This window comes from Acidovorax sp. FG48 (assembly GCF_057809085.1).
In genome coordinates this window covers 12,288-31,121 of the sequence record NZ_JBMDJH010000006.1, presented here as the reverse complement: position 1 = coordinate 31,121, position 18,834 = coordinate 12,288, and the positions used below count along the sequence as shown (strand labels likewise).

General features: G+C 65.0%; 16 protein-coding genes. 5 read left to right on the top strand and 11 right to left on the bottom strand.

Translation table 11 applies throughout. The features are described from left to right. The first annotated feature begins 85 nt into the window (after window positions 1-85). Window positions 86-529 (top strand): universal stress protein, encoded by a 444-nt coding sequence (locus ACODSU_RS10550; protein WP_015014815.1) that lies wholly within the window; start codon window positions 86-88, stop codon window positions 527-529. Between the two features lie 175 nt (window positions 530-704). Here the strand turns inward: ACODSU_RS10550 and ACODSU_RS10545 are convergent, their stop codons facing one another. The 6 genes from ACODSU_RS10545 to ACODSU_RS10520 all read right to left on the bottom strand — a co-directional run bounded on the left by ACODSU_RS10545 (window position 705) and on the right by ACODSU_RS10520 (window position 7,964). Then, complete coding sequence (locus ACODSU_RS10545) at window positions 705-2,279, bottom strand: malonate--CoA ligase (protein ID WP_488842213.1); 1,575 nt, start codon at window positions 2,277-2,279, stop codon at window positions 705-707. A gap of 82 nt (window positions 2,280-2,361) precedes the next feature. Next, entirely contained in the window at window positions 2,362-3,165 is an 804-nt protein-coding gene (locus ACODSU_RS10540) for an enoyl-CoA hydratase/isomerase family protein (RefSeq protein ID WP_488842436.1), read from the bottom strand. A gap of 296 nt (window positions 3,166-3,461) precedes the next feature. Further along, a complete protein-coding gene (locus ACODSU_RS10535; protein WP_291446163.1) occupies window positions 3,462-4,451 on the bottom strand; it encodes a Bug family tripartite tricarboxylate transporter substrate binding protein in 990 nt (329 codons plus the stop codon). A 67-nt stretch (window positions 4,452-4,518) separates the two neighbouring features. Beyond that, window positions 4,519-6,006 (bottom strand): malonyl-CoA decarboxylase, encoded by a 1,488-nt coding sequence (locus tag ACODSU_RS10530; protein ID WP_015014819.1) that lies wholly within the window; start codon window positions 6,004-6,006, stop codon window positions 4,519-4,521. Continuing rightward, window positions 6,003-6,671, bottom strand: a complete 669-nt coding sequence (locus ACODSU_RS10525; protein ID WP_110961114.1) for a GntR family transcriptional regulator — start codon at window positions 6,669-6,671, stop codon at window positions 6,003-6,005. The genes ACODSU_RS10530 and ACODSU_RS10525 overlap by 4 nt, the downstream gene beginning before the upstream one ends. 375 nt (window positions 6,672-7,046) lie before the next feature. Next, a complete protein-coding gene (locus tag ACODSU_RS10520) occupies window positions 7,047-7,964 on the bottom strand; it encodes a LysR family transcriptional regulator (protein WP_488842210.1) in 918 nt (305 codons plus the stop codon). 118 nt (window positions 7,965-8,082) lie between these two features. Between ACODSU_RS10520 and ACODSU_RS10515 the strand changes: the two genes are divergently transcribed. After that, window positions 8,083-9,000 (top strand): DMT family transporter, encoded by a 918-nt coding sequence (locus ACODSU_RS10515; RefSeq protein WP_488842208.1) that lies wholly within the window; start codon window positions 8,083-8,085, stop codon window positions 8,998-9,000. Window positions 9,001-9,082: 82 nt separating this feature from the next. On the opposite strand, the gene lgt is transcribed toward ACODSU_RS10515, so the two are convergent. Further along, on the bottom strand, window positions 9,083-9,910 hold the full coding sequence (lgt, locus tag ACODSU_RS10510) for a prolipoprotein diacylglyceryl transferase (protein WP_488842206.1): 828 nt from the start codon (window positions 9,908-9,910) through the stop codon (window positions 9,083-9,085). A gap of 255 nt (window positions 9,911-10,165) precedes the next feature. Beyond that, window positions 10,166-12,025, bottom strand: coding sequence for a dihydroxy-acid dehydratase (ilvD, locus tag ACODSU_RS10505; protein WP_488842204.1), 1,860 nt, complete (start codon window positions 12,023-12,025; stop codon window positions 10,166-10,168). 411 nt (window positions 12,026-12,436) lie between these two features. On the opposite strand from ilvD (ACODSU_RS10505), the gene ilvD (ACODSU_RS10500) reads away from it, so the two are divergent. Continuing rightward, on the top strand, window positions 12,437-14,140 hold the full coding sequence (gene ilvD / locus ACODSU_RS10500; protein ID WP_015014825.1) for a dihydroxy-acid dehydratase: 1,704 nt from the start codon (window positions 12,437-12,439) through the stop codon (window positions 14,138-14,140). Window positions 14,141-14,334: 194 nt separating this feature from the next. Here ilvD (ACODSU_RS10500) and ACODSU_RS10495 read toward each other — a convergent pair whose 3' ends face one another. Further along, entirely contained in the window at window positions 14,335-14,577 is a 243-nt protein-coding gene (locus ACODSU_RS10495; protein WP_015014826.1) for a TIGR04438 family Trp-rich protein, read from the bottom strand. A gap of 115 nt (window positions 14,578-14,692) precedes the next feature. Between ACODSU_RS10495 and ACODSU_RS10490 the strand changes: the two genes are divergently transcribed. Next, a complete protein-coding gene (locus tag ACODSU_RS10490; protein WP_015014827.1) occupies window positions 14,693-14,998 on the top strand; it encodes a c-type cytochrome in 306 nt (101 codons plus the stop codon). Window positions 14,999-15,167: 169 nt separating this feature from the next. Here the strand turns inward: ACODSU_RS10490 and ACODSU_RS10485 are convergent, their stop codons facing one another. Further along, the gene (locus tag ACODSU_RS10485; protein WP_488842201.1) at window positions 15,168-15,641 is read right to left on the bottom strand and encodes a LapA family protein; all 474 of its coding nucleotides are present in this window, start codon (window positions 15,639-15,641) and stop codon (window positions 15,168-15,170) included. 279 nt (window positions 15,642-15,920) lie between these two features. After that, window positions 15,921-17,915, bottom strand: coding sequence for an acetate--CoA ligase (gene acs, locus ACODSU_RS10480; RefSeq protein ID WP_488842199.1), 1,995 nt, complete (start codon window positions 17,913-17,915; stop codon window positions 15,921-15,923). Window positions 17,916-18,173: 258 nt separating this feature from the next. Here acs and ACODSU_RS10475 point away from each other — a divergent pair, with 258 nt between their 5' ends. Beyond that, complete coding sequence (locus tag ACODSU_RS10475; protein ID WP_060984978.1) at window positions 18,174-18,773, top strand: TIGR00645 family protein; 600 nt, start codon at window positions 18,174-18,176, stop codon at window positions 18,771-18,773. Window positions 18,774-18,834: the final 61 nt, after the last annotated feature.

The following is an 18,834-nucleotide window of genomic DNA, read 5'->3' as shown; positions in this document are numbered from 1 at the left end:
GGGGCATGACAACTACATTGACCTGGATCAAGCCCCGGAACATGATTCATCCTAAGCTTGTTCCATCACTTTGAGGAGCCTTTTTATGTACAAACGCATCCTGATCGCTACAGACGGATCCCCTCTGTCGGACAAAGCGGTGGAACATGGCCTGTCCCTGGCCGCCCTGTCAGGCGCCACCGTGGTCGCCCTCAAGGTGGTGCCCCGTTACCCCCGCAGCTACTTTGAAGGTGGCATGCCAGTGGACATGAACGACGTCAAACGCATCGAAGCCCAGTGGGGCGACGCCGCACAGGCCATGGTCGACGGCGTGAAAGCCCAGGGCGGCGCGCAAGGTGTGACCGTGAAGGCTGTCGTCGCCAAGTCCGATCTGGTGGCCGAAGCCGTGATTGCGGCCGCCAAGAAGCACAAGTGCGACCTGATCGTGATGGCCTCGCATGGCCGCAAGGGCCTCAAGCGTTTGCTGCTCGGCAGCGAAACGCAGCATGTGCTGACGCATTCGCACATTCCGGTGCTGGTGCTGCGCTGAAGCGACCACCTCCTGCTAAAGCAGACCCAAATATGCTGATGACGCTTGATTGAAAAGCGCCTTCAGCTATCAAAATCAGAGCAAACGCAGCGCCCGTGTTGGCGTCTGCATCGGCCAACAAAAAAGGGGCAACTTGCCCCTTTTTGTCTTTGTGCGCATTGCGCTGCGCAATTGCTCAGGCAAACAACCCCTTGTACTGATCCCGCAGCAGATTCTTCTGCACCTTGCCCATAGTGTTGCGCGGCAGCTCCGCCACTACAAAGCATTTCTTCGGAATCTTGAAGTTGGCCAGCTGTGACTTGAGCTGGGCCACGATGGCATCGGCATCCAGTTGGGCGCCGGGCTTGGCAATGACCACGGCCACGCCCACTTCGCCAAAGTCGGGGTGGGGCACGCCCACCAGCGCGCTTTCGGCCACGCCGGGCATGTCGTTGATGTAGCCCTCGATCTCTGCGGGGTAGACGTTGTAGCCGCCGCTGATGATCAGGTCCTTGCTGCGGCCCACGATGTGGACGTAGCCGCGCTCGTCCACCTTGCCCACGTCGCCAGTCTTGAAGTAACCGTCTTTCGTGAACTCTTCCGCCGTCTTCTCGGGCATGCGCCAGTAGCCTTTGAACACGTTGGGGCCCTTGACCTGGATGCCGCCGATCTCGCCCACGGGCAGGTCTTTGCCATCATCGCCCTGCACGCGCAGGCTCACGCCCGGCAGGGGGAAGCCCACAGTGCCGCCACGGCGTTCGTCCTGGCCGTTGTAGCGCTGGTCGGCGCTGTAGGGGTTGCTGGTGAGCATGATGGTTTCGCTCATGCCGTAGCGCTCCAGGATGGTGTGGCCGGTGCGTTGCTGCCATTCCTTGAAGGTTTCGATGAGCAGCGGCGCAGAGCCTGCGATGAACAGGCGCATGTTCTTCACGGCCTCTTTGTTCAACCCCGCCTCGGCCAGCATGCGCACGTACAGCGTGGGCACGCCCATGAACACTGTTGCGCGGGGCATGGCGGCGATGACGGCCTTGGGGTCGAACTTGGCCATCCAGATCATCTTGCTGCCGTTGATGAGCGCGCCGTGGATGGCAACGAACAGGCCGTGGACGTGGAAGATGGGCAGCGCGTGGATGAGCACGTCGCCCCGGCCATCAGGCCCTCCGGTAGCCGTCCAGCCCCAGTAGTCCTTGAGCATGACCGCGTTGCTGAGCATGTTGCCGTGCGTGAGCATGGCGCCCTTGCTGCGGCCGGTGGTGCCGCTGGTGTAGAGGATGGCAGCCAGATCGTCGGCGCTGCGGGGCACGGCCTGGTGCTCGTCGCCGTGGTGGGCGGCGCGCTCCAGCAGGCTGCCGGTGCGGTCGTCGCCCAGGGTGAACACATGCTGCGTGCCCAGGGTGAAGGCGATTTTGCTGACCCAGCCGAAGTTGCCGGGGCTGCACACCACCACGGCGGGCTCGGCGTTGCCGATGAAGTATTCGATCTCGGCGCTTTGGTAGGCGGTGTTGAGCGGCAAGAACACGTAACCCGCGCGCAGCGTGGCCAGGTACAGGGCCATGGCTTCGACCGACTTTTCGACCTGCACGGCCACGCGGCTGCCTTCGGGCAGCTTGAGCGATGCGAGCAGGTTGGCGATGCGGGCGCTGGCGCGGTCCAGGTCGCGCCAGGTGTAGTACAGCGGGGTGCCGTCGGCCGCCGTGGTCTCGACGGCAGTGCTGTCCAGGTCAGACGGGAACGCGGCGCGCAGGGCGCTGAAGAGGTTGTGTTGGCTCATGGCTCAGACTTCAATGGGCTGGGTAGCTGGGTTGAGAGTTTGGGACGGACTGAATGGGAGAAGCCGGGGACGACGGCGCCGGTCAGAACACCGGCGCGCGCTTGTCCAGAAAGGCAGAGATCCCTTCGCGGTGCTCGGCACTGGCGGCGTAGGCATAGGGGTCGGCAGGTCCATTAACTATGTTTTCGATAGCTGACTGGGCATGATTTTCTAGCGCTACAGGCGCTTTCAGTGCCCGAAACGTCTGCTTGTTCATGCGGGCGGCCTGGGGTGCCAATGCGGCAATGCGCTGGGCACTGCCCAGGGCTTCGGTGGCCACCATGTCGTCAGCCACCACGCGACTCAGAAAGCCACGGGCCAGCATGTCGGGGGCGCTGAAGGTGGCGGCCTCCAGCAGCAGCTGGCGTGCAGTCACGTCACCCACCGCACCGGCCACCAGTTGCGCCTCGCGCGGGGCCATCGGAAAACCCAGCTTGGCAATCGGTGCGCCAAAGCGCGCGCCACTGCCCGCCACGCGGATGTCGCAGCAGCTGGCAATCTCCACGCCAGCGCCCATGCAGGCACCGCTGATCTGGGCCACGATGGGTACGTCGCACTGGAGCATGGCGTTGAGCCCGCCCCACACGTCGTTCTCATGAAAGTCGCGCAGCGCTGCCGCGTCAAAACGGAAGCCGGGATACTCTGAAATGTCTCCGCCCGCACAAAACGCCCCACCCTCGCCCGCGATGAGCACGCAGCGCGCATCGGCACGGCGCTGCACGTCTTCAAACACCGCACGCAACTGCCGCCACATGGGCCGCGACATGGCGTTCAGCCGCCCGGTGTGGCGCAGGGTGACATGCACCACTCCGCCCTCACCGGCATTCATCAACACTTCACCCGACATCCTGGTATCCATTTCCTTCACATACCGCCTACGACCTTCGCACCCGCGATGCACCACTGGCCGCGCCACCGTGGAACGGGCTTTGCCAGGCCACGGGTGGCGTCCCCCTCGGGGGATGGCGCAAAGCGCAGACGGTGCGAATAAGCCCGGCGCGCCCGAGCGCGCCGCATAAGCGTGCTGCGTCTAGGCGCAAAGCGCAGCCATAGCACCGGCTATGGCGAGCATTTGCAACAACGACGGTGTGCGCTTTTGCGGAGCGAGCGGGCATGGCGGGTTTGTTTGCACCGTCTTGGGGGTTAGTCCAATTTGGCGCCAGACGCCTTCACCACGGCCGCCCAGCGCTTGACCTCGCTGCTCACAAACGCACCAAACTGCTGCTGCGTCATGCCGCCGTAGTCCGCGCCGTTGCTGGCCCACACGGCCTTGAGCTCTTCGGCCGTGCCCAGGCGCTTGATTTCATCCACGATGCGGGCCTGTACATCAGCCGGGGTGCCTTTGGGCGCCCACAGGCCGTACCACGTGGTCACGGTGTAGTCGGGCAGGCCCACTTCGGAGGCGCAGGGCACGTCCGGGAACGCGGGGTTGCGCTTGGGGCCCGACACCATCAGCGCCTTGATGCGGCCGCTCTTGATGTGGTTGGCCGAGGAGCCCAGGCCGTCGAACATCATGTCCACGTTGCCGCCGATCAGGTCCTGCAGCGCCGGGCCTGCCCCCCGGTACGGGATGTGGGTGATGAAGGTGCCCGTCTGCTGCTTGAACAGCTCACCCGCCAGGTGGTGCGAGGTGCCGGCTCCCGCCGAGCCGTAGTTGAGCTTGGCGGGGTTGCGCTTGACGTAGTCCAGAAACTGCTTGAAGTTGGCCGACGGCGTCTTGGGGTTGACCACCACCACCTGCGGCACATTGGCCAGCAGCGCCAGCGGGATGAAGTCTTTTTCGATGTCGTAATCGAGCTTGGGGTACATCGACGGGGCAATGGCGTGGTGCACCGCCCCCATGAACAGGGTGTAGCCGTCCGGCGCAGCCTTGGAGGCAATGCTGGCGCCCAGCGTGCCACCGGCGCCCCCCCGGTTGTCGATCACCAGCGTCTTGCCCGTGCTTTTGGAAAACTGCGCGGCCAGCGGCCGGGCAAACGCATCGGTGCCACCACCGGCGGGGAAAGGCACCACCACTGTCACTGGCTTGGTCGGCCAGTTGCTGTCGGCCCAGCTGCTGCCGCTGGCCAGGCCCAAACCTGCCGCCGCTGCGCCGAGCAACACATCCCGGCGTTGGATTCGCGATTCAGTCATTCCTTGTCTCCTGTCGTTGTAAAAATACGCTGTCACTGGTTCACCCGGCATCATGCCGGGCGCCCCGTCAGTCGCGGCAAAGGCTGTCGATGTCCCCCGACACTGGCACTTTGCCCTGCGCAAGCAAGCTGCGGTGCTTGTCGATGCGCTTCAAGTCGTACAGGTAGTTCACCATGAGCCCGTACGATTGTTTCTGCCCCTTGCTGGACGGATCGCCCGCCCAGTTCAGGCGCTCTACCCGCGCGCCGTTGCCCAGGTGGAAGCGGGCCACGGGGTCTGCCGGCTTGCCTTCTTGCAGCTCGCGGCCCAGATAGTACGCGGCACATTCCAGCAGCATCTGGCGCACGGGGGATTTAGCGTCCAGCTCCAGCGCCTTGTCCAACGCGCCGAGGAAATGCGTGGCCTGCGGCGGCTCGAAGCCCACTGCACGGCCCAGTTCGCTGCGGCGCTTATCGTCCAGGCGGTCCAGCATCGCACCCGCGTGTTTGCCCAGCCAAGCGCGGAAACCCGGGATGGGCGACAGCGTGGCAAAGGTGCGCAGGCGCGGAAACTCGGCCGTGAGCGTCTCCACCACATGCTTGATCAGCGAGTCGCCAAAGCTCACGCCGCGCAGGCCGGTTTGTGTGTTGCTGATGGAGTAGAAGATGGCCGTGGTGGCGCGGGTGATGTCCACAGGGGCAGCGGCCTCGTCCAGGAGCGGCGTGATGCTGGACGAGATCTTGTCCAGCAACGCCACCTCCACGAAGATCAGCGGCTCGTTGGGCAGGCGCGGGTGGAAGAAGCCGTAGCAGCGGCGGTCGCTGTCCAGCCGGTTCTTCAGGTCAGCCCAGCTGCGGATGTCGTGCACGGCCTCGTACTTGATGAGTTTTTCGAGCAGCGAGGCGGGCGAGTCCCACGACAGGCGGCGCAGCTCCAGAAACGCCACATCGAACCAGGTCGAGAACAAGTGCTCCAGCTCGGCATCGAGCGGCAGCAGGCGCTTGTCGGCCTTGAGCAGCGGCAGGATCTCTGCGCGCATGTCCACCAGAAAGCGCATGCCTTCAGGGAACGCCGAAAACCGCTGCAGCAGCCGCGTGCGGGGCGACACCAAAGCGCGGCGCAGGCTGATCTCGGCCTGTCCTTCTTCGGCCGTGCCCGCTGCTGCCTCGTAGCGCTGGCGGGCGGACTTGAAGCGCGTGGCGTCGGGCGCAAACTGCTCGCACATCAGCAGCCACATGTCGCGCCGCTCTTCAGGCTCCGCCTTGGCATACCACTCGGCCACCACCTGGGCGCGGCGGCCACCTTCGATCTCGCTCACCTGCGGGGCCACTACCTCCTGCAGGTCGGCCAGCAGGCGGCGCAGCGCCCGGGGCGACAGCGCCTCCTGGCCGCGGCGCAGGGTGGCTTGCAGGCGCTCGTGGGTGGAACGCGGCACCGCCACCTTGGCGACCACGTCGGTCACGGTTTTGTCGAGCGCGGCCTTGGCGAGCTTGTCCCCCGCCTTGTCGGCGGCGGGTGCGGCGGTGCGCAGGCGTGACACGCTGCGGGCGATCCATTCGGGGGTGCTGCTGATCATGGGGTCAACCTCGATTGCTGGTTGCGGGCTACGTCGCGCAGCGCATCGCGCTGGCGCAACAAATGGGTGCGCATGGCTTCTTCGGCGGCATCGCAGTCGCGGGCCTTGAGGGCAGCAAACACGGCCAGGTGCTCCGCCAGGCTTTGCTGCATGCGCCCGGGGGCATGCAAAGACTTGTGGCGAGCCAGCCGCAGGATCTTGCGCAGGTCGCCAATCACCTGGGCCAACCAGCGGTTGTCGGCCAGCGTGATGAAGGCCTCGTGGATGGCGTAGTTGGCTTCGTAGTAGTCGGTGACCAGCCCGTCGGCCGCGCATTGCTGCAGGCGTTCGTGCAGCAGCTCCAGTGCGGCAATGTCGGCTGCCACGGCCTTGCGCGTGGCCTCGTGCGCGGCACGGCCTTCCAGCAGCGCAATGACCGGGAAGATTTCGTCCAGATCGCTCTCGGTGACCTCGGCCACAAAACAACCCCGGCGCGGCTCGTGGCGCAGCAGCCCCTCGGCCACCAGCACCTTGAGCGCCTCGCGCAGGGGGGTGCGCGAGATTTCCAGCCGCTCGCACAGGGCGGCCTCGTCCAGAAAGCTGCCGGGCGGCAAGGTGCCCGCAAAAATCTGCTCCCGCAGCCGGGAGGCGACTTCGTCGTGCAGTGAATTCGGGACAGGACGCATGTGAAACAAGGCTCCAAGACACCAACCCGCGAGGCATCGGCTGTCAGCAGCTGGCGGACGGTGCAACCCGAATGCATGCAACGCCCCTCTATCAGCTGACAACAGTGGCGATTGCCTCGCCATGTGCGTAATTTCTCATAATTATGCGAAATGACAAGATGAAAACCCTGATTTGCAGGCTTTGGTTACACAAAAGATGGCAACTGCGGTGCTTGCGCAACGCCGCGTGCCAGAGAACGGCCAGGGTGGCGTACCTTGCTGTTGGCCCGAAGGCGCCATCATTTGTTGATCCGCCCCGGGCCAAATGAGCTGTCGAGGGTGTACCCCCGTTGAGCCCACCGCAGGCTCGCCCTGCCCTCGCGCCCCTCTCCCGCTTCACTCCACGCCTGCAAATCCTTCCACCAGGTGGTCGATCCACACCCGCAGCTTGGCGGGCAGAAAGCGGTGGGACGGGTACAGCACCCAGGCCGTGCCCGCGTACGAGGTCTTGTGCTCCCAGTCGGGCAACACGGTCACCAGGTCACCCCGCTCCAACGCAGCGCGCGCGGTAAAGCCCGGCAGGCTGGCAATGCCCAGGTGGCTCAGCGCGGCTTCCAGCCGCACCTCGCTGTGGTTGGCCACATAGCGGCCGCGCACAGCCACCGTTGCGGTCTCGCCTGCCCGCTCAAAGCGCCAGTGCCGGTCGCGCTCGTCTTCGCCCAGGGTGATGCAGGCGTGCTGCTCCAGGTCGCGCGGGTGCTGGGGGTGGCCCCGCTCGGCCAGGTAGCGCGGGCTGGCGCAAATCAAATGACGCAAGGTGGCCAGCGGCCGCCCTGCCAGTCCCGGGGGCGGGGTGTCGGTCACGCGCAGGGCCAGGTCGATGGGCTCCTCGAACAGATCCACCGTGCGGTCGGTGATCAACAGCTGCACATCGACCTGGGGGTATTTCTGCAAAAACGGCAGCACCAGCGGGTGCACCAGTTGGCGCCCCACCGCCTTGGCCATGCTCATGCGCACCATGCCGGAGGGCGCGGCAGAGTGCGTGTCACTCAGCGCCCACACCTCGCGGGCGGCAGACACCATGTCCTGACAACGGCTGTAGACCGCCGTGCCCGCGTCGGTCAGCCGCAGCTTGCGGGTGGTGCGCTCCAGCAGACGCACGCGCAGCGCCCCCTCCAGCCGGGCCACCTGGCGGCTGACCGCCGACGGGGTGATACCCAGCTGCCGCGCAGCAGCCGAGAAGCTGCCCGTGTCCACCACGCGGGCAAACACCGCCATGTCGGGGAGACTGTCCAGGGGTTGATTGATGCGCATGGGGAACAAGTGCAGTTCTTTGACGGCGATTATCAATGCATGGACGCAAATTGATAATTTCCCCAGCCCATCGTCGCCACGCGCGGCGCCCCACAGCCTCCCCCCCAATCTACGTCCCATGTCACACACCCTGCCCCTGTCTGCCCCCTCCCCGCTGGCCCCGCGCCTGTCTGACCTGGCCTTGCTGCTGGTGGCCGTGGTGTGGGGCACGAGCTACGGCATGGCCAAGGGGGCCCTGGTGTTCTACCCGGTGCTGGGCTTTTTGGCCGTGCGCTTCCTCCTGACCTTTGCCGTGCTGCTCCCTGCCCTGCTGCGCGCCACCGCGCCCGAGCGGCACGATGCGCTGGTGGCCGGCCTGCCACTGGGTGTGCTGATGCTGGGCATTTTTTTGTGCGAGACCTTTGGCTTGGCGCTCACGCAGGCCAGTAACGCCGCGTTTCTGATCAGCCTGTGTGTGGTGTTCACGCCGTTTGCCGAGTGGTGGCTGCTGCGCCAGCGGCCCGAGCGCGCGATGTTTGCTTTTGCCGCCGTCTCGCTGCTCGGCGCGGCACTGCTCAGTGGGGGTTACACGGGCCGGTGGGGCTGGGGCGACGCGCTGATGCTGGCGGCGGCTGTGCTGCGCGCCATCACGGTGTGCCAAACCACGCGGCTCACCCGCCGCCTCAATGCGCCGGTGCTGGCCCTCACGGCGGTGCAGTCGGGCGTCATTGGGGTGGGCTGCCTGCTGCTGGCGCTGGCCTTGCCGGGCAAGCTGCCCCCGCTGCCGTCGCTCACCCAGGCCAGCGCTTTCTGGTGGGCCTGCATTTACCTGGTGGCGGGCTGCACGGTGTTTGCGTTTGTGGCCCAGAACTGGGCACTGCGCCACAGCTCGCCCACGCGGGTGGGCTTGCTGACCAGCAGTGAGCCCGCCTTTGGGGCGCTGTTTGCGGTGTTCTGGCTGGGCGAGCACCTCAGCGTTACGGGCTGGGTGGGCGGTGCGCTCATCGTGGGCGCCGCCCTGTGGACGATGGCGCGGTGGGGGGATGCGCAGCACTGATGCTCTGCCCACCTGCCCCTCGCCCCCAGCACTACCATTTTGATAGCTGCTTGGGCAGATAGTACCGGCGCTATCGCCCTTTTTATCTCGAAACCAGCGCCCCCACCGGCCGCTGCTGTGCCCACAGCCACATCGCTGCGCCCCCCACGATCATGGGCACGCACAGCCACTGCCCCATGCTCATGCCCAGCGACAGGATGCCCAGGAAGGCATCGGGCTCGCGGAAGTATTCGGCAATGAAGCGGAACACGCCGTAGCCAAACAGGAAGGCGGCAGCCACCTGGCCGGGGCGGCGCTCCTTGCGTGCATACAGCCACAGCAGGATGAACAGCAACAACCCTTCCATCAGGAACTGATAGACCTGGGAAGGGTGGCGCGGCTGCATGGAACCGCTGTGCGCAAACACCATGCCCCAGGGCAGGTCGGGGCTGGCAAAGCGGCCCCACAGCTCGCCGTTGATAAAGTTGCCCACACGCCCTGCCGCCAGCCCCGTAGGCACGCAGGGCGCCACGAAATCAGCCACTTGCAGCCAAGGGCGCTTGCGCGAATGGGCAAACCACAGCATGGAGACCACCACGCCCAGCAGCCCGCCATGGAAGGCCATGCCGCCCTGCCACACGGCAAAAATCTCCAGCGGGTGGCTCAGGTAATAGCCCGGCTTGTAGAACAGGCAGTAGCCCAGCCGCCCGCCAATGACCACACCCGCCACTCCCAGAAAGAGGATGTCTTCGACATCCTTGCGCGTCCAGGCACCGGGCCCCGTGATGGAGGCAAAGGGCGGGTGTCGCAGGCGCCGGATGCCCAGCAGCATGAACAGGCCAAAGGCCGCAAGATAGGTCAGGCCATACCAGTGCACAGCCAGCGGGCCGATCTGCAGGGCGACGGGGTCGATGTGGGGATAGGTCAACATGGTGGCGGGTATTGTGCCCGCGCTGGGGATGACCCCGCAGTCAGGGCGTAGAGCCCCAAGCAAGACCACAGGGTGGCCGCTGCCGCGCCAGAACAATCCGCAGGACCCACAGAACCCTTTTTTGAATAAAAAGCCGAGGAAGCGCTAGTCCATCATGCGCTGAAAGCTATCAAAAGTAGAGCGCCGACAAAAAAGCCGCGCCCTTTGGGCGCGGCTTCCAAGCGGCAGCAGGGCACCCGGCCCCGCAAAACCCCCTCAGTCGTCCAGCAGCGACAAGTCGCGCACGGCGCCCTTGTCGGCAGACATCACCAGCTTGGCATAGGCCTTGAGCGCAGCCGACACCTTGCGGGGCCGTGGCTGGGCAGGCTTCCAGCCCTTGGCGTTTTGCGCTTCGCGGCGCTTGGCCAGTTCTTCATCGCTCACCAGCACATTGATCGTGCGGTTGGGGATGTCGATGCGGATGCGGTCGCCGTTCTGCACCAGGCCGATCGCGCCGCCGGCGGCCGCTTCGGGCGAGCAGTGGCCAATCGACAGGCCCGAGGTGCCGCCCGAGAAGCGCCCGTCCGTCAGCAGCGCGCAGGCCTTGCCCAGGCCCTTGGACTTGATGTAGCTGGTGGGGTACAGCATCTCCTGCATGCCGGGGCCGCCCTTGGGGCCTTCGTAACGCACGATGACCACGTCACCGGCCTGGACCTTGTCGGCCAGGATATTGGCCACGGCCTCGTCCTGCGACTCGGTCACGTGGGCCGTGCCTTCAAACACCAAGATGCTTTCGTCCACACCGGCCGACTTGACCACGCAGCCGTCCACTGCGATGTTGCCGGTCAGCACGGCCAGGCCGCCTTCCTTGCTGAAGGCGTGGTCGTACGAGCGGATGCAACCCTCGGCGCGGTCCAGGTCCAGGCTGGGCCAACGGGTGTTCTGGCTGAATGCCACCTGCGTGGGGATGCCTGCGGGGCCGGCCATGTAGAAGGTGCGCACGGCGTCATCCTGCGTACGCACGATGTCCCACTGGTCCAGCGCGTCTTTGAGCGTGGGAGCGTGCACCGTGGGCACGTCGGTGTGCAACTTGCCCGCGCGGTCCAGCTCGCCCAGGATGGCCATGATGCCGCCCGCGCGGTGCACGTCTTCAATGTGGTACTTGTTGGTATTGGGCGCCACCTTGCACAGCTGCGGCACCACGCGCGAGAGGCGGTCGATGTCGGCCATGGTGAAGGGGATCTCGGCCTCTTTGGCAATCGCCAGCAGGTGCAGGATGGTGTTGGTGGAGCCACCCATGGCGATGTCCAGCGTCATGGCGTTTTCAAACGCCTTGAAGCCCACCGAGCGGGGCAGCACGCGTTCGTCGTCCTGCTCGTAATACTGCTTGGCCAGGTCCACGATGCGGCGGCCCGCGCGCTTGAACAGCTGTTCGCGGTCGGCATGGGTGGCCACCACCGTGCCGTTGCCGGGCAGCGACAGGCCCAGCGCCTCGGTCAGGCAGTTCATGGAGTTGGCGGTGAACATGCCCGAGCACGAACCGCAGGTGGGGCAGGCCGAGCGCTCGACCTCGGCGACGTCGGCGTCGGAGTAGTTGGTGTCGGCGGCAATCACCATCGCGTCCACCAGGTCGAGCTTCTTGAACTCCATGACCTTGGTGACCGGGTTGGCCAGGCGGGTCTTGCCCGCTTCCATCGGGCCGCCCGAGACGAAGATCACCGGGATGTTCAGGCGCATGGCAGCCATCAGCATGCCGGGGGTGATCTTGTCGCAGTTGGAGATGCAGACCATGGCGTCGGCGCAGTGCGCGTTGACCATGTATTCGACCGAGTCGGCAATGATGTCGCGGCTGGGCAGCGAATACAGCATGCCGTCGTGGCCCATGGCGATGCCGTCGTCCACGGCGATGGTGTTGAACTCCTTGGCCACGCCGCCGGCGGCTTCGATCTCGCGGGCCACCAGCTGGCCCAGGTCCTTCAGGTGCACGTGGCCGGGCACGAACTGGGTGAACGAATTGACCACCGCGATGATCGGCTTGCTGAAGTCATCGTCTTTCATGCCGGTGGCGCGCCACAGGGAACGCGCGCCTGCCATGTTGCGACCGGCGGTGGAGGTTTTGGAACGGTAGATGGGCATCGTGCTGGCTTCTGAAAAATCGCTGAAAAGGAAGCGGGCCGCAGGAATAAAGGCCCCTTGGGATGCTGTTCACGCATCATCGCGCCGTGTGCCTCTGCGGCCTCGGGCGGTCTGCAGCGTTGCAAATGCTCGCAATAGCACCGGCTATTGCTGCGCTTTGCGCCTCGCAGCCCATCCCGATCCGCAGTGCTCACTTTCCGCTCGATTCGTGAAGAGCACCCCTCGCTCCCGTGCAACCAACCTCTTGAGCAGTGCCGGGGGCAAACCCTTCAATTATCGCCCAGCCCTTTGGGCCCGCACGGGGCGGCGGCGTTGGGGATTGCGGGGGCAGACCGCACGGTGCGCGACGGCGCTGGCAGAATGACCCATTCCGCTCCAGCCCCACCAACCCCGACACCAGGACGCCCCACGATGACCGACTCCAGCAAGCCCTCCGCGCCCATCAACCGCCGCAGCGCCAACATCACCCAGGGCAAGTCGCGCGCACCCAACCGCTCCATGTACTACGCCATGGGCTACGAGGAAGGCGACTTCGTGAAACCCATGGTGGGCGTGGCCAACGGCCACAGCACCATCACGCCCTGCAACAGCGGCCTGCAGAAGCTGGCCGATGCGGCGATTGCTGGTATCGAAGAAGCCGGTGGCAACGCCCAGGTGTTCGGCACCCCCACCATCAGCGACGGCATGGCCATGGGCACCGAGGGCATGAAGTACAGTCTGGTGAGCCGCGAAGTCATCAGCGACTGCATCGAAACCTGCGTGGGCGGCCAGTGGATGGATGGCGTGCTGGTGGTCGGCGGCTGCGACAAGAACATGCCCGGCGGCCTGATGGGCATGCTGCGCGCCAATGTGCCCGCCATCTATGTGTACGGCGGCACCATCCTGCCCGGCCACTACCAGGGCAAGGACCTGAACATCGTGAGCGTGTTCGAGGCGGTGGGCGAAAACGCGGCGGGCAAGCTGAGCGACTTCGACCTCAAGGAGATCGAGAAGCGCGCCATCCCCGGCACGGGTTCGTGCGGCGGCATGTACACCGCCAACACCATGAGCAGCGCGTTCGAGGCGCTGGGCATCAGCCTGCCCTACTCCTCCACCATGGCCAACCCGCACGACGAGAAGATGAACTCGGCCAAGGAGTCGGCCAAGGTGCTGATCGAGGCCATCAAGAAGGACATCAAGCCCCGCGACATCGTGACCAAAAAGTCCATCGAGAACGCCGTGGCCGTGATCATGGCCACCGGCGGCTCGACCAATGCCGTGCTGCACTTTCTGGCGATTGCCCATGCAGCGGGTGTGGAGTGGAGCATTGACGACTTCGAGCGCGTGCGCGTGAAGACCCCCGTGCTGTGCGACTTGAAGCCCAGCGGCAAGTACTTGGCTGTGGACCTGCACCGCGCAGGCGGCATCCCGCAGGTCATGAAGATCTTGCTGAATGCAGGCCTGCTGCATGGCGACTGCCTCACCATCGAGGGCAAGACCATTGCCGAAGTGCTGAAGGACGTGCCCGACCAGCCGCGCGCCGACCAGGACGTGATCCGCCCCATCAGCAACCCCATGTACGCGCAGGGTCACCTGGCCATCTTGAAGGGCAACTTGAGCCCTGAGGGGTCGGTGGCCAAGATCACCGGCTTGAAGAACCCTGTCATCACCGGCCCGGCCCGCGTGTTTGACGATGAGCAGTCGGCGCTGGAAGCCATCCTGGCAGGCAAGATCAAGGCCGGTGACGTGATGGTGCTGCGCTACCTGGGACCCAAGGGCGGCCCCGGCATGCCCGAGATGCTGGCGCCCACCGGCGCACTGATCGGAGCGGGCCTGGGCGAGAGCGTGGGCCTGATCACCGACGGCCGCTTCTCCGGCGGCACCTGGGGCATGGTGGTGGGCCACGTAGCGCCTGAAGCGGCGGCGGGCGGCACCATTGCCTTCGTCAACGAGGGTGACAGCATCACCATTGACGCGCGCCAGCTGCTGTTGCAACTGAATGTGCCCGACGAAGAGATCGCCAAGCGCCGCGCCGCCTGGACGGCACCTGCCCCGCGTTACACCCGGGGTGTGCAAGCCAAGTTTGCGTTCAACGCGTCGAGCGCGAGCAAGGGGGCGGTGCTGGACGCCTATTGATGGCGCTGCGGCTGCGCACCGGCCGGTGGCGAGAAGACGGTTGAGGCTCCGGCAGGCGTCTTTCTCCAGGTGGTCGGCTCACAACAAAAAGCCCGCAGTACGCGATGTACTGCGGGCTTTTTGTTGAATAGACGACGAGAACAAGTCATCGCTCAAGCCACCGTCAGCCCCTTGCTGCGGGGCCAGCGCCAGTGTCAGCGCGGCTTGCGTGGGCGAATGCCCAACGCTTCCTTGTGTTTGTTGATGCGGTCCTTTTTGCGCTGGTCCATCTTTTCCATGGCCTTGCGCTTGGTGTAGCCGGTGGAATCAGCCCAGGCCCACCACAGCGCCGTGGCGGCAAAGGGGGCCAGCACCCACCACCAGGACCATGTGGCCACAGGGCCGATCTCGAAATACTTTAGTGCCAGAATGAGAAGGGACAGACCCAGCAGATACATCGCTCTCTCCAAAAAATGCCGCGAAAAGCGGGATTGACCAAGGACAACTGCGTGTCAACCCAAGTCACTACAATCGCATTAAAAGCACTGTAACTCAACCACAGGAATTCCCACCATGAAGCGTTCCCTGATCACTCTCGCCTTGACGCTGTCGGTTGCGGCACCCGCGATGGCCGACCTGGCCTTGGCCACCTCCAAGAACTGCATGGCTTGCCACGCAGTGGACAAGAAATTGGTGGGCCCCGCCTACAAGGACGTGGCAGCCAAATACGCGGGTCAGAAGGACGCTGTGGACAAGCTGGCAGCCAAGATCATCAAGGGTGGCTCTGGCGTGTGGGGCCCAGTGCCCATGCCGGCCAACGCCCAAGTGAATGACGCCGAAGCCAAGAAGCTGGCCGCCTGGGTGTTGACGCAGAAGTAATTGGCTGCAGCCCAAGGGTTCCGGGTTTGATGCCCGAAAGAACCCGTTAAAAAAAGCCGCGCACCATGTGACGCGGCTTTTTTGTGCCCGGACGCTTTGGTGCTCAGACGCTTGCAGCGGTGGAACCAAGAGCGCAGGAACCTGCGCCGGTTCCTGCAGTAGCGCGGGACTAAACGACAGGCGTCCCCAGCGCATGGCGGGAGCGCAGCTGCTGCTCCAGCTGCCCCACATAGGCCGCCGTGGTGTTGTCAGACTCCTCGGCGCGCGCGGCGAGGCGAGCTTCCAGGTGGTCCAGACGCGCCAGCACGGCTGCGTGGGCTTGGCGGTGCTGGGCCTCCAGAAAGGCACGCAACTCCGTGAACCGGGACGCCTCGGCCTTGTCGGCCAGTTCGCGCTGCGCCTGCAGCTCTTTGGTGTGGCGACGGGTTTCGAGCAGCACCGAGCCCTGCAGCGACAACACATACGCCAAAAAGAAGATGCCCAACAGAGTGGTGAGTGCCAGCATCAGCAGACCCAGAGGTGCCTCAAACGACACCACGCCCAGCGATACGAGGGAGGGAGCCGCCAGCGTGGACCAGTTCAGGGCGGCCAGTGCGGCGATGGCCAGCACGGTCAGCAGCAAAACGAAGGAACGCAGTTGCATGTGAAATCTCCGGTCAGCGGCGCCCGGCCACGATGACCGGCCACGCCATGCTGCCGTTGTAACGCATGCGCAGGGATTCACACGCTCCAGAGGAGTAATTGGAGATTGCGTCCTACAAAGCGCGCTGCGAGCCTGCAGGGTGAGCAGGCCCGCTATTTCGATCACGTACCGGGGTGATGATCAACGGGTTTTGTGGCCACATCACATCGCAGCGCGATATGAGTGTCCCCGAATCCGGCAAGCGCTGCGCGCTGGCGCCGTTGCACGGCGCCTTCTGGATCAGTTGGTCTGGGCCAACTGATCCAGAATTGCCGGATTCTCCAGCGTGCTGGTGTCTTGGGTGATGGCCTCGCCCTTGGCAATGCTGCGCAGCAGGCGGCGCATGATCTTGCCGCTGCGGGTCTTGGGCAGGTTGTCGCCAAAGCGGATGTCCTTGGGCTTGGCAATGGGCCCGATTTCCTTGGCCACCCAGTTGCGCAGCTCGTTGGCGATCTGCTTGGCTTCCTCGCCGGTGGGGCGGGAGCGCTTGAGCACCACAAACGCGCAGATGGCCTCGCCAGTCACATCATCAGGGCGGCCCACCACAGCGGCTTCGGCCACGAGGTCGGTCTTGGCGACCAGGGCAGATTCGATCTCCATCGTGCCCATGCGATGGCCCGACACGTTCAGCACGTCGTCAATGCGGCCCGTGATGCGGAAATAGCCCCGGTCGGCGCTGCGCACCGCGCCGTCACCCGCCAGGTAGTAGCCCTTGAGTTCCTCGGGGAAGTAGCTCTTCTTGAAGCGCTCGGGGTCGTTCCAGATGGTGCGGATCATGCTGGGCCAGGGCTTCTTGATGACCAGGATGCCGCCCGAGCCATTGGGCACGTCGTTGCCCATTTCGTCCACGATGGCGGCCGTGATGCCAGGCAGAGGCAGGGTGCAGCTACCAGGCACCAGCGGTGTGGCGCCGGGCAGCGGGGTGATGACATGGCCGCCGGTTTCGGTCTGCCAGAAGGTGTCCACGATAGGGCAACGCTCGCCACCCACGTTCTTGTGGTACCACATCCAGGCTTCGGGGTTGATAGGCTCACCCACGCTGCCCAGGATGCGCAGGCTCGACAGGTCGGAGCGTGCAGGGTGCACCGCCTCGTCGGACTCGGCGGCCTTGATGAGCGAGCGGATGGCCGTGGGGGCGGTGTAGAAGATGGTGCACTTGTGGCGCTCGATCATCTGCCAGAAGCGGCCTGCGTTCGGGAAGGTGGGGATGCCTTCAAAGATGATCTGCGTGGCGCCTGCCGCCAGCGGGCCATAGGCGACGTAGGTGTGGCCCGTGATCCAGCCGATGTCGGCCGTGCACCAGAATACGTCGTCGGCGCGCAGGTCGAACGTCCAGTCCATGGTCATCTTGGCCCACAGCAGATAGCCGCCGGTGCTGTGCTGCACGCCCTTGGGCTTGCCGGTCGAGCCGCTGGTGTACAGGATGAACAGCGGGTGCTCGGCACCCACGGCCACCGGGGCGCATTCGGTGCTTTGGCCTGCCAGTGCTTCGGCAAAGGTCTTGTCGCGCCCGGCCACCATGTTGCAGGCCGTGGCCGTACGCTGGTAGACGAACACGTTGCGGATGGTGTCGCAACCGCCCATGGCCAGGGCTTCATCAATGATGGCCTTGAGCGGCAGCTCCTTGCCGCCGCGCATCTGGTAGTTGGCGGTGATCACGGCCACGGCACCGGCGTCGATGATGCGTTCGTGCACGGCCTTGGCGCTGAAGCCGCCAAACACCACGCTGTGCGTGGCGCCAATCCGGGCGCAGGCCTGCATCGCCACCACGCCTTCGATGGTCATGGGCATGTAGATCAGCACGCGGTCGCCCTTGGCCACACCGTGGGCCTTGAGCGCGTTGGCAAACTGGCTCACGCGGGCCAGCAGCTCTTTGTAGGTGATCTTGGTGACGGTGCCATCGTCGGCTTCGAAGATGACGGCGGTCTTGTTTTCGGTGGGGGTGCCGATGTGGCGGTCGAGGCAGTTGGCCGATGCGTTGAGTTCACCATCGGCAAACCACTGAAAGAACGGCGCGTTGGACCCGTCCAGCGTACGCGTGAAGGGCTTGGTCCACTGCAGGTTGGCCTGTGCCTGGCGCGCCCAGAAGCCCTCGAAGTCCTTCTCGGCTTCGGCACACAGCGCCTCATAGCCCGCCATGCCGGACACGCGCGCGGCTTTGACAATGGCGTCCGAGGGCGGGAACACGCGGTTCTCAACCAGCACGGACTCGATGGCGGATGTGGGCGCACTCATGGTGTTGTCTCCTGGATCTAATGGGAATTGGAATTGGGCGGTACTGTCGGGCGCGGCACTTACAGGCCACTGACTGGCGCGAAGCTTACAGAGTACGCCATCGCGGCCCGCCGGGCGCAGGCTGCGCGGCCTCCCCCACGCCAGCGGTGAGGTCGTTCCCGGCGACGGGCCCGGGCACGACAGCCTCCGCCCAGCATGCCATCGCGAAGACATGCGCGCCCCCTAAAATCGCGCCTCCTGCAACCCTTTGCGAGTGCCATGTCCTCACCCCAACACAAGCCCCCAGCGCCACTGCGCCCCCTGCCTTCGATGATCTTCGCCAGCCGGTGGCTGCAATTGCCGCTGTATCTGGGCCTGATCCTGGCGCAGGCGGTGTATGTGTTCCATTTCTGGGTGGAGCTGGTGCACCTGATCGAAGCCGCCTTTGGCAACACGACGGCCCTGCAAAGCCTGGTGTCCAGCATTGGTTACAAGAGTGATTTCCAGGTCACCGCGCTCAACGAGACCATCATCATGCTGGTGGTGCTGGCGCTGATCGACGTGGTGATGATCTCCAACCTGCTGATCATGGTGATCGTGGGCGGCTACGAGACCTTTGTCTCGCGCCTGCACCTCGAAGACCACCCCGACCAGCCCGAGTGGCTGAGCCACGTAAACGCCTCGGTGCTCAAGGTCAAGCTGGCCACCGCCATCATCGGCATCAGCTCCATCCACCTGCTCAAGACCTTCATCAACGCCGCCAACTACGACCTCAAGGTGCTGATGTGGCAAACCATCATCCATGTGGTGTTCCTGCTCAGCGCCCTGGCGATTGCGCTGACCGACCGGCTGATGTCGCACTCGTCCGACAGCCACTGAGCACGGCGGGAGTCCCTGGGCGGCCCGGCGCCGCTGCGCCTGCCCAGGGCAAAATATCAGT

Coding starts and splice junctions, on each gene's coding strand:
- ACODSU_RS10550 (WP_015014815.1), top strand. CDS start 86: ATGTACAAACGCATCCTGATCGCTACAGACGGATCCCCTCTGTCGGAC.
- ACODSU_RS10545 (WP_488842213.1), bottom strand. CDS start 2,279: ATGAGCCAACACAACCTCTTCAGCGCCCTGCGCGCCGCGTTCCCGTCT.
- ACODSU_RS10540 (WP_488842436.1), bottom strand. CDS start 3,165: ATGTCGGGTGAAGTGTTGATGAATGCCGGTGAGGGCGGAGTGGTGCAT.
- ACODSU_RS10535 (WP_291446163.1), bottom strand. CDS start 4,451: ATGACTGAATCGCGAATCCAACGCCGGGATGTGTTGCTCGGCGCAGCG.
- ACODSU_RS10530 (WP_015014819.1), bottom strand. CDS start 6,006: ATGATCAGCAGCACCCCCGAATGGATCGCCCGCAGCGTGTCACGCCTG.
- ACODSU_RS10525 (WP_110961114.1), bottom strand. CDS start 6,671: ATGCGTCCTGTCCCGAATTCACTGCACGACGAAGTCGCCTCCCGGCTG.
- ACODSU_RS10520 (WP_488842210.1), bottom strand. CDS start 7,964: ATGCGCATCAATCAACCCCTGGACAGTCTCCCCGACATGGCGGTGTTT.
- ACODSU_RS10515 (WP_488842208.1), top strand. CDS start 8,083: ATGTCACACACCCTGCCCCTGTCTGCCCCCTCCCCGCTGGCCCCGCGC.
- lgt (WP_488842206.1), bottom strand. CDS start 9,910: ATGTTGACCTATCCCCACATCGACCCCGTCGCCCTGCAGATCGGCCCG.
- ilvD (WP_488842204.1), bottom strand. CDS start 12,025: ATGCCCATCTACCGTTCCAAAACCTCCACCGCCGGTCGCAACATGGCA.
- ilvD (WP_015014825.1), top strand. CDS start 12,437: ATGACCGACTCCAGCAAGCCCTCCGCGCCCATCAACCGCCGCAGCGCC.
- ACODSU_RS10495 (WP_015014826.1), bottom strand. CDS start 14,577: ATGTATCTGCTGGGTCTGTCCCTTCTCATTCTGGCACTAAAGTATTTC.
- ACODSU_RS10490 (WP_015014827.1), top strand. CDS start 14,693: ATGAAGCGTTCCCTGATCACTCTCGCCTTGACGCTGTCGGTTGCGGCA.
- ACODSU_RS10485 (WP_488842201.1), bottom strand. CDS start 15,641: ATGCAACTGCGTTCCTTCGTTTTGCTGCTGACCGTGCTGGCCATCGCC.
- acs (WP_488842199.1), bottom strand. CDS start 17,915: ATGAGTGCGCCCACATCCGCCATCGAGTCCGTGCTGGTTGAGAACCGC.
- ACODSU_RS10475 (WP_060984978.1), top strand. CDS start 18,174: ATGTCCTCACCCCAACACAAGCCCCCAGCGCCACTGCGCCCCCTGCCT.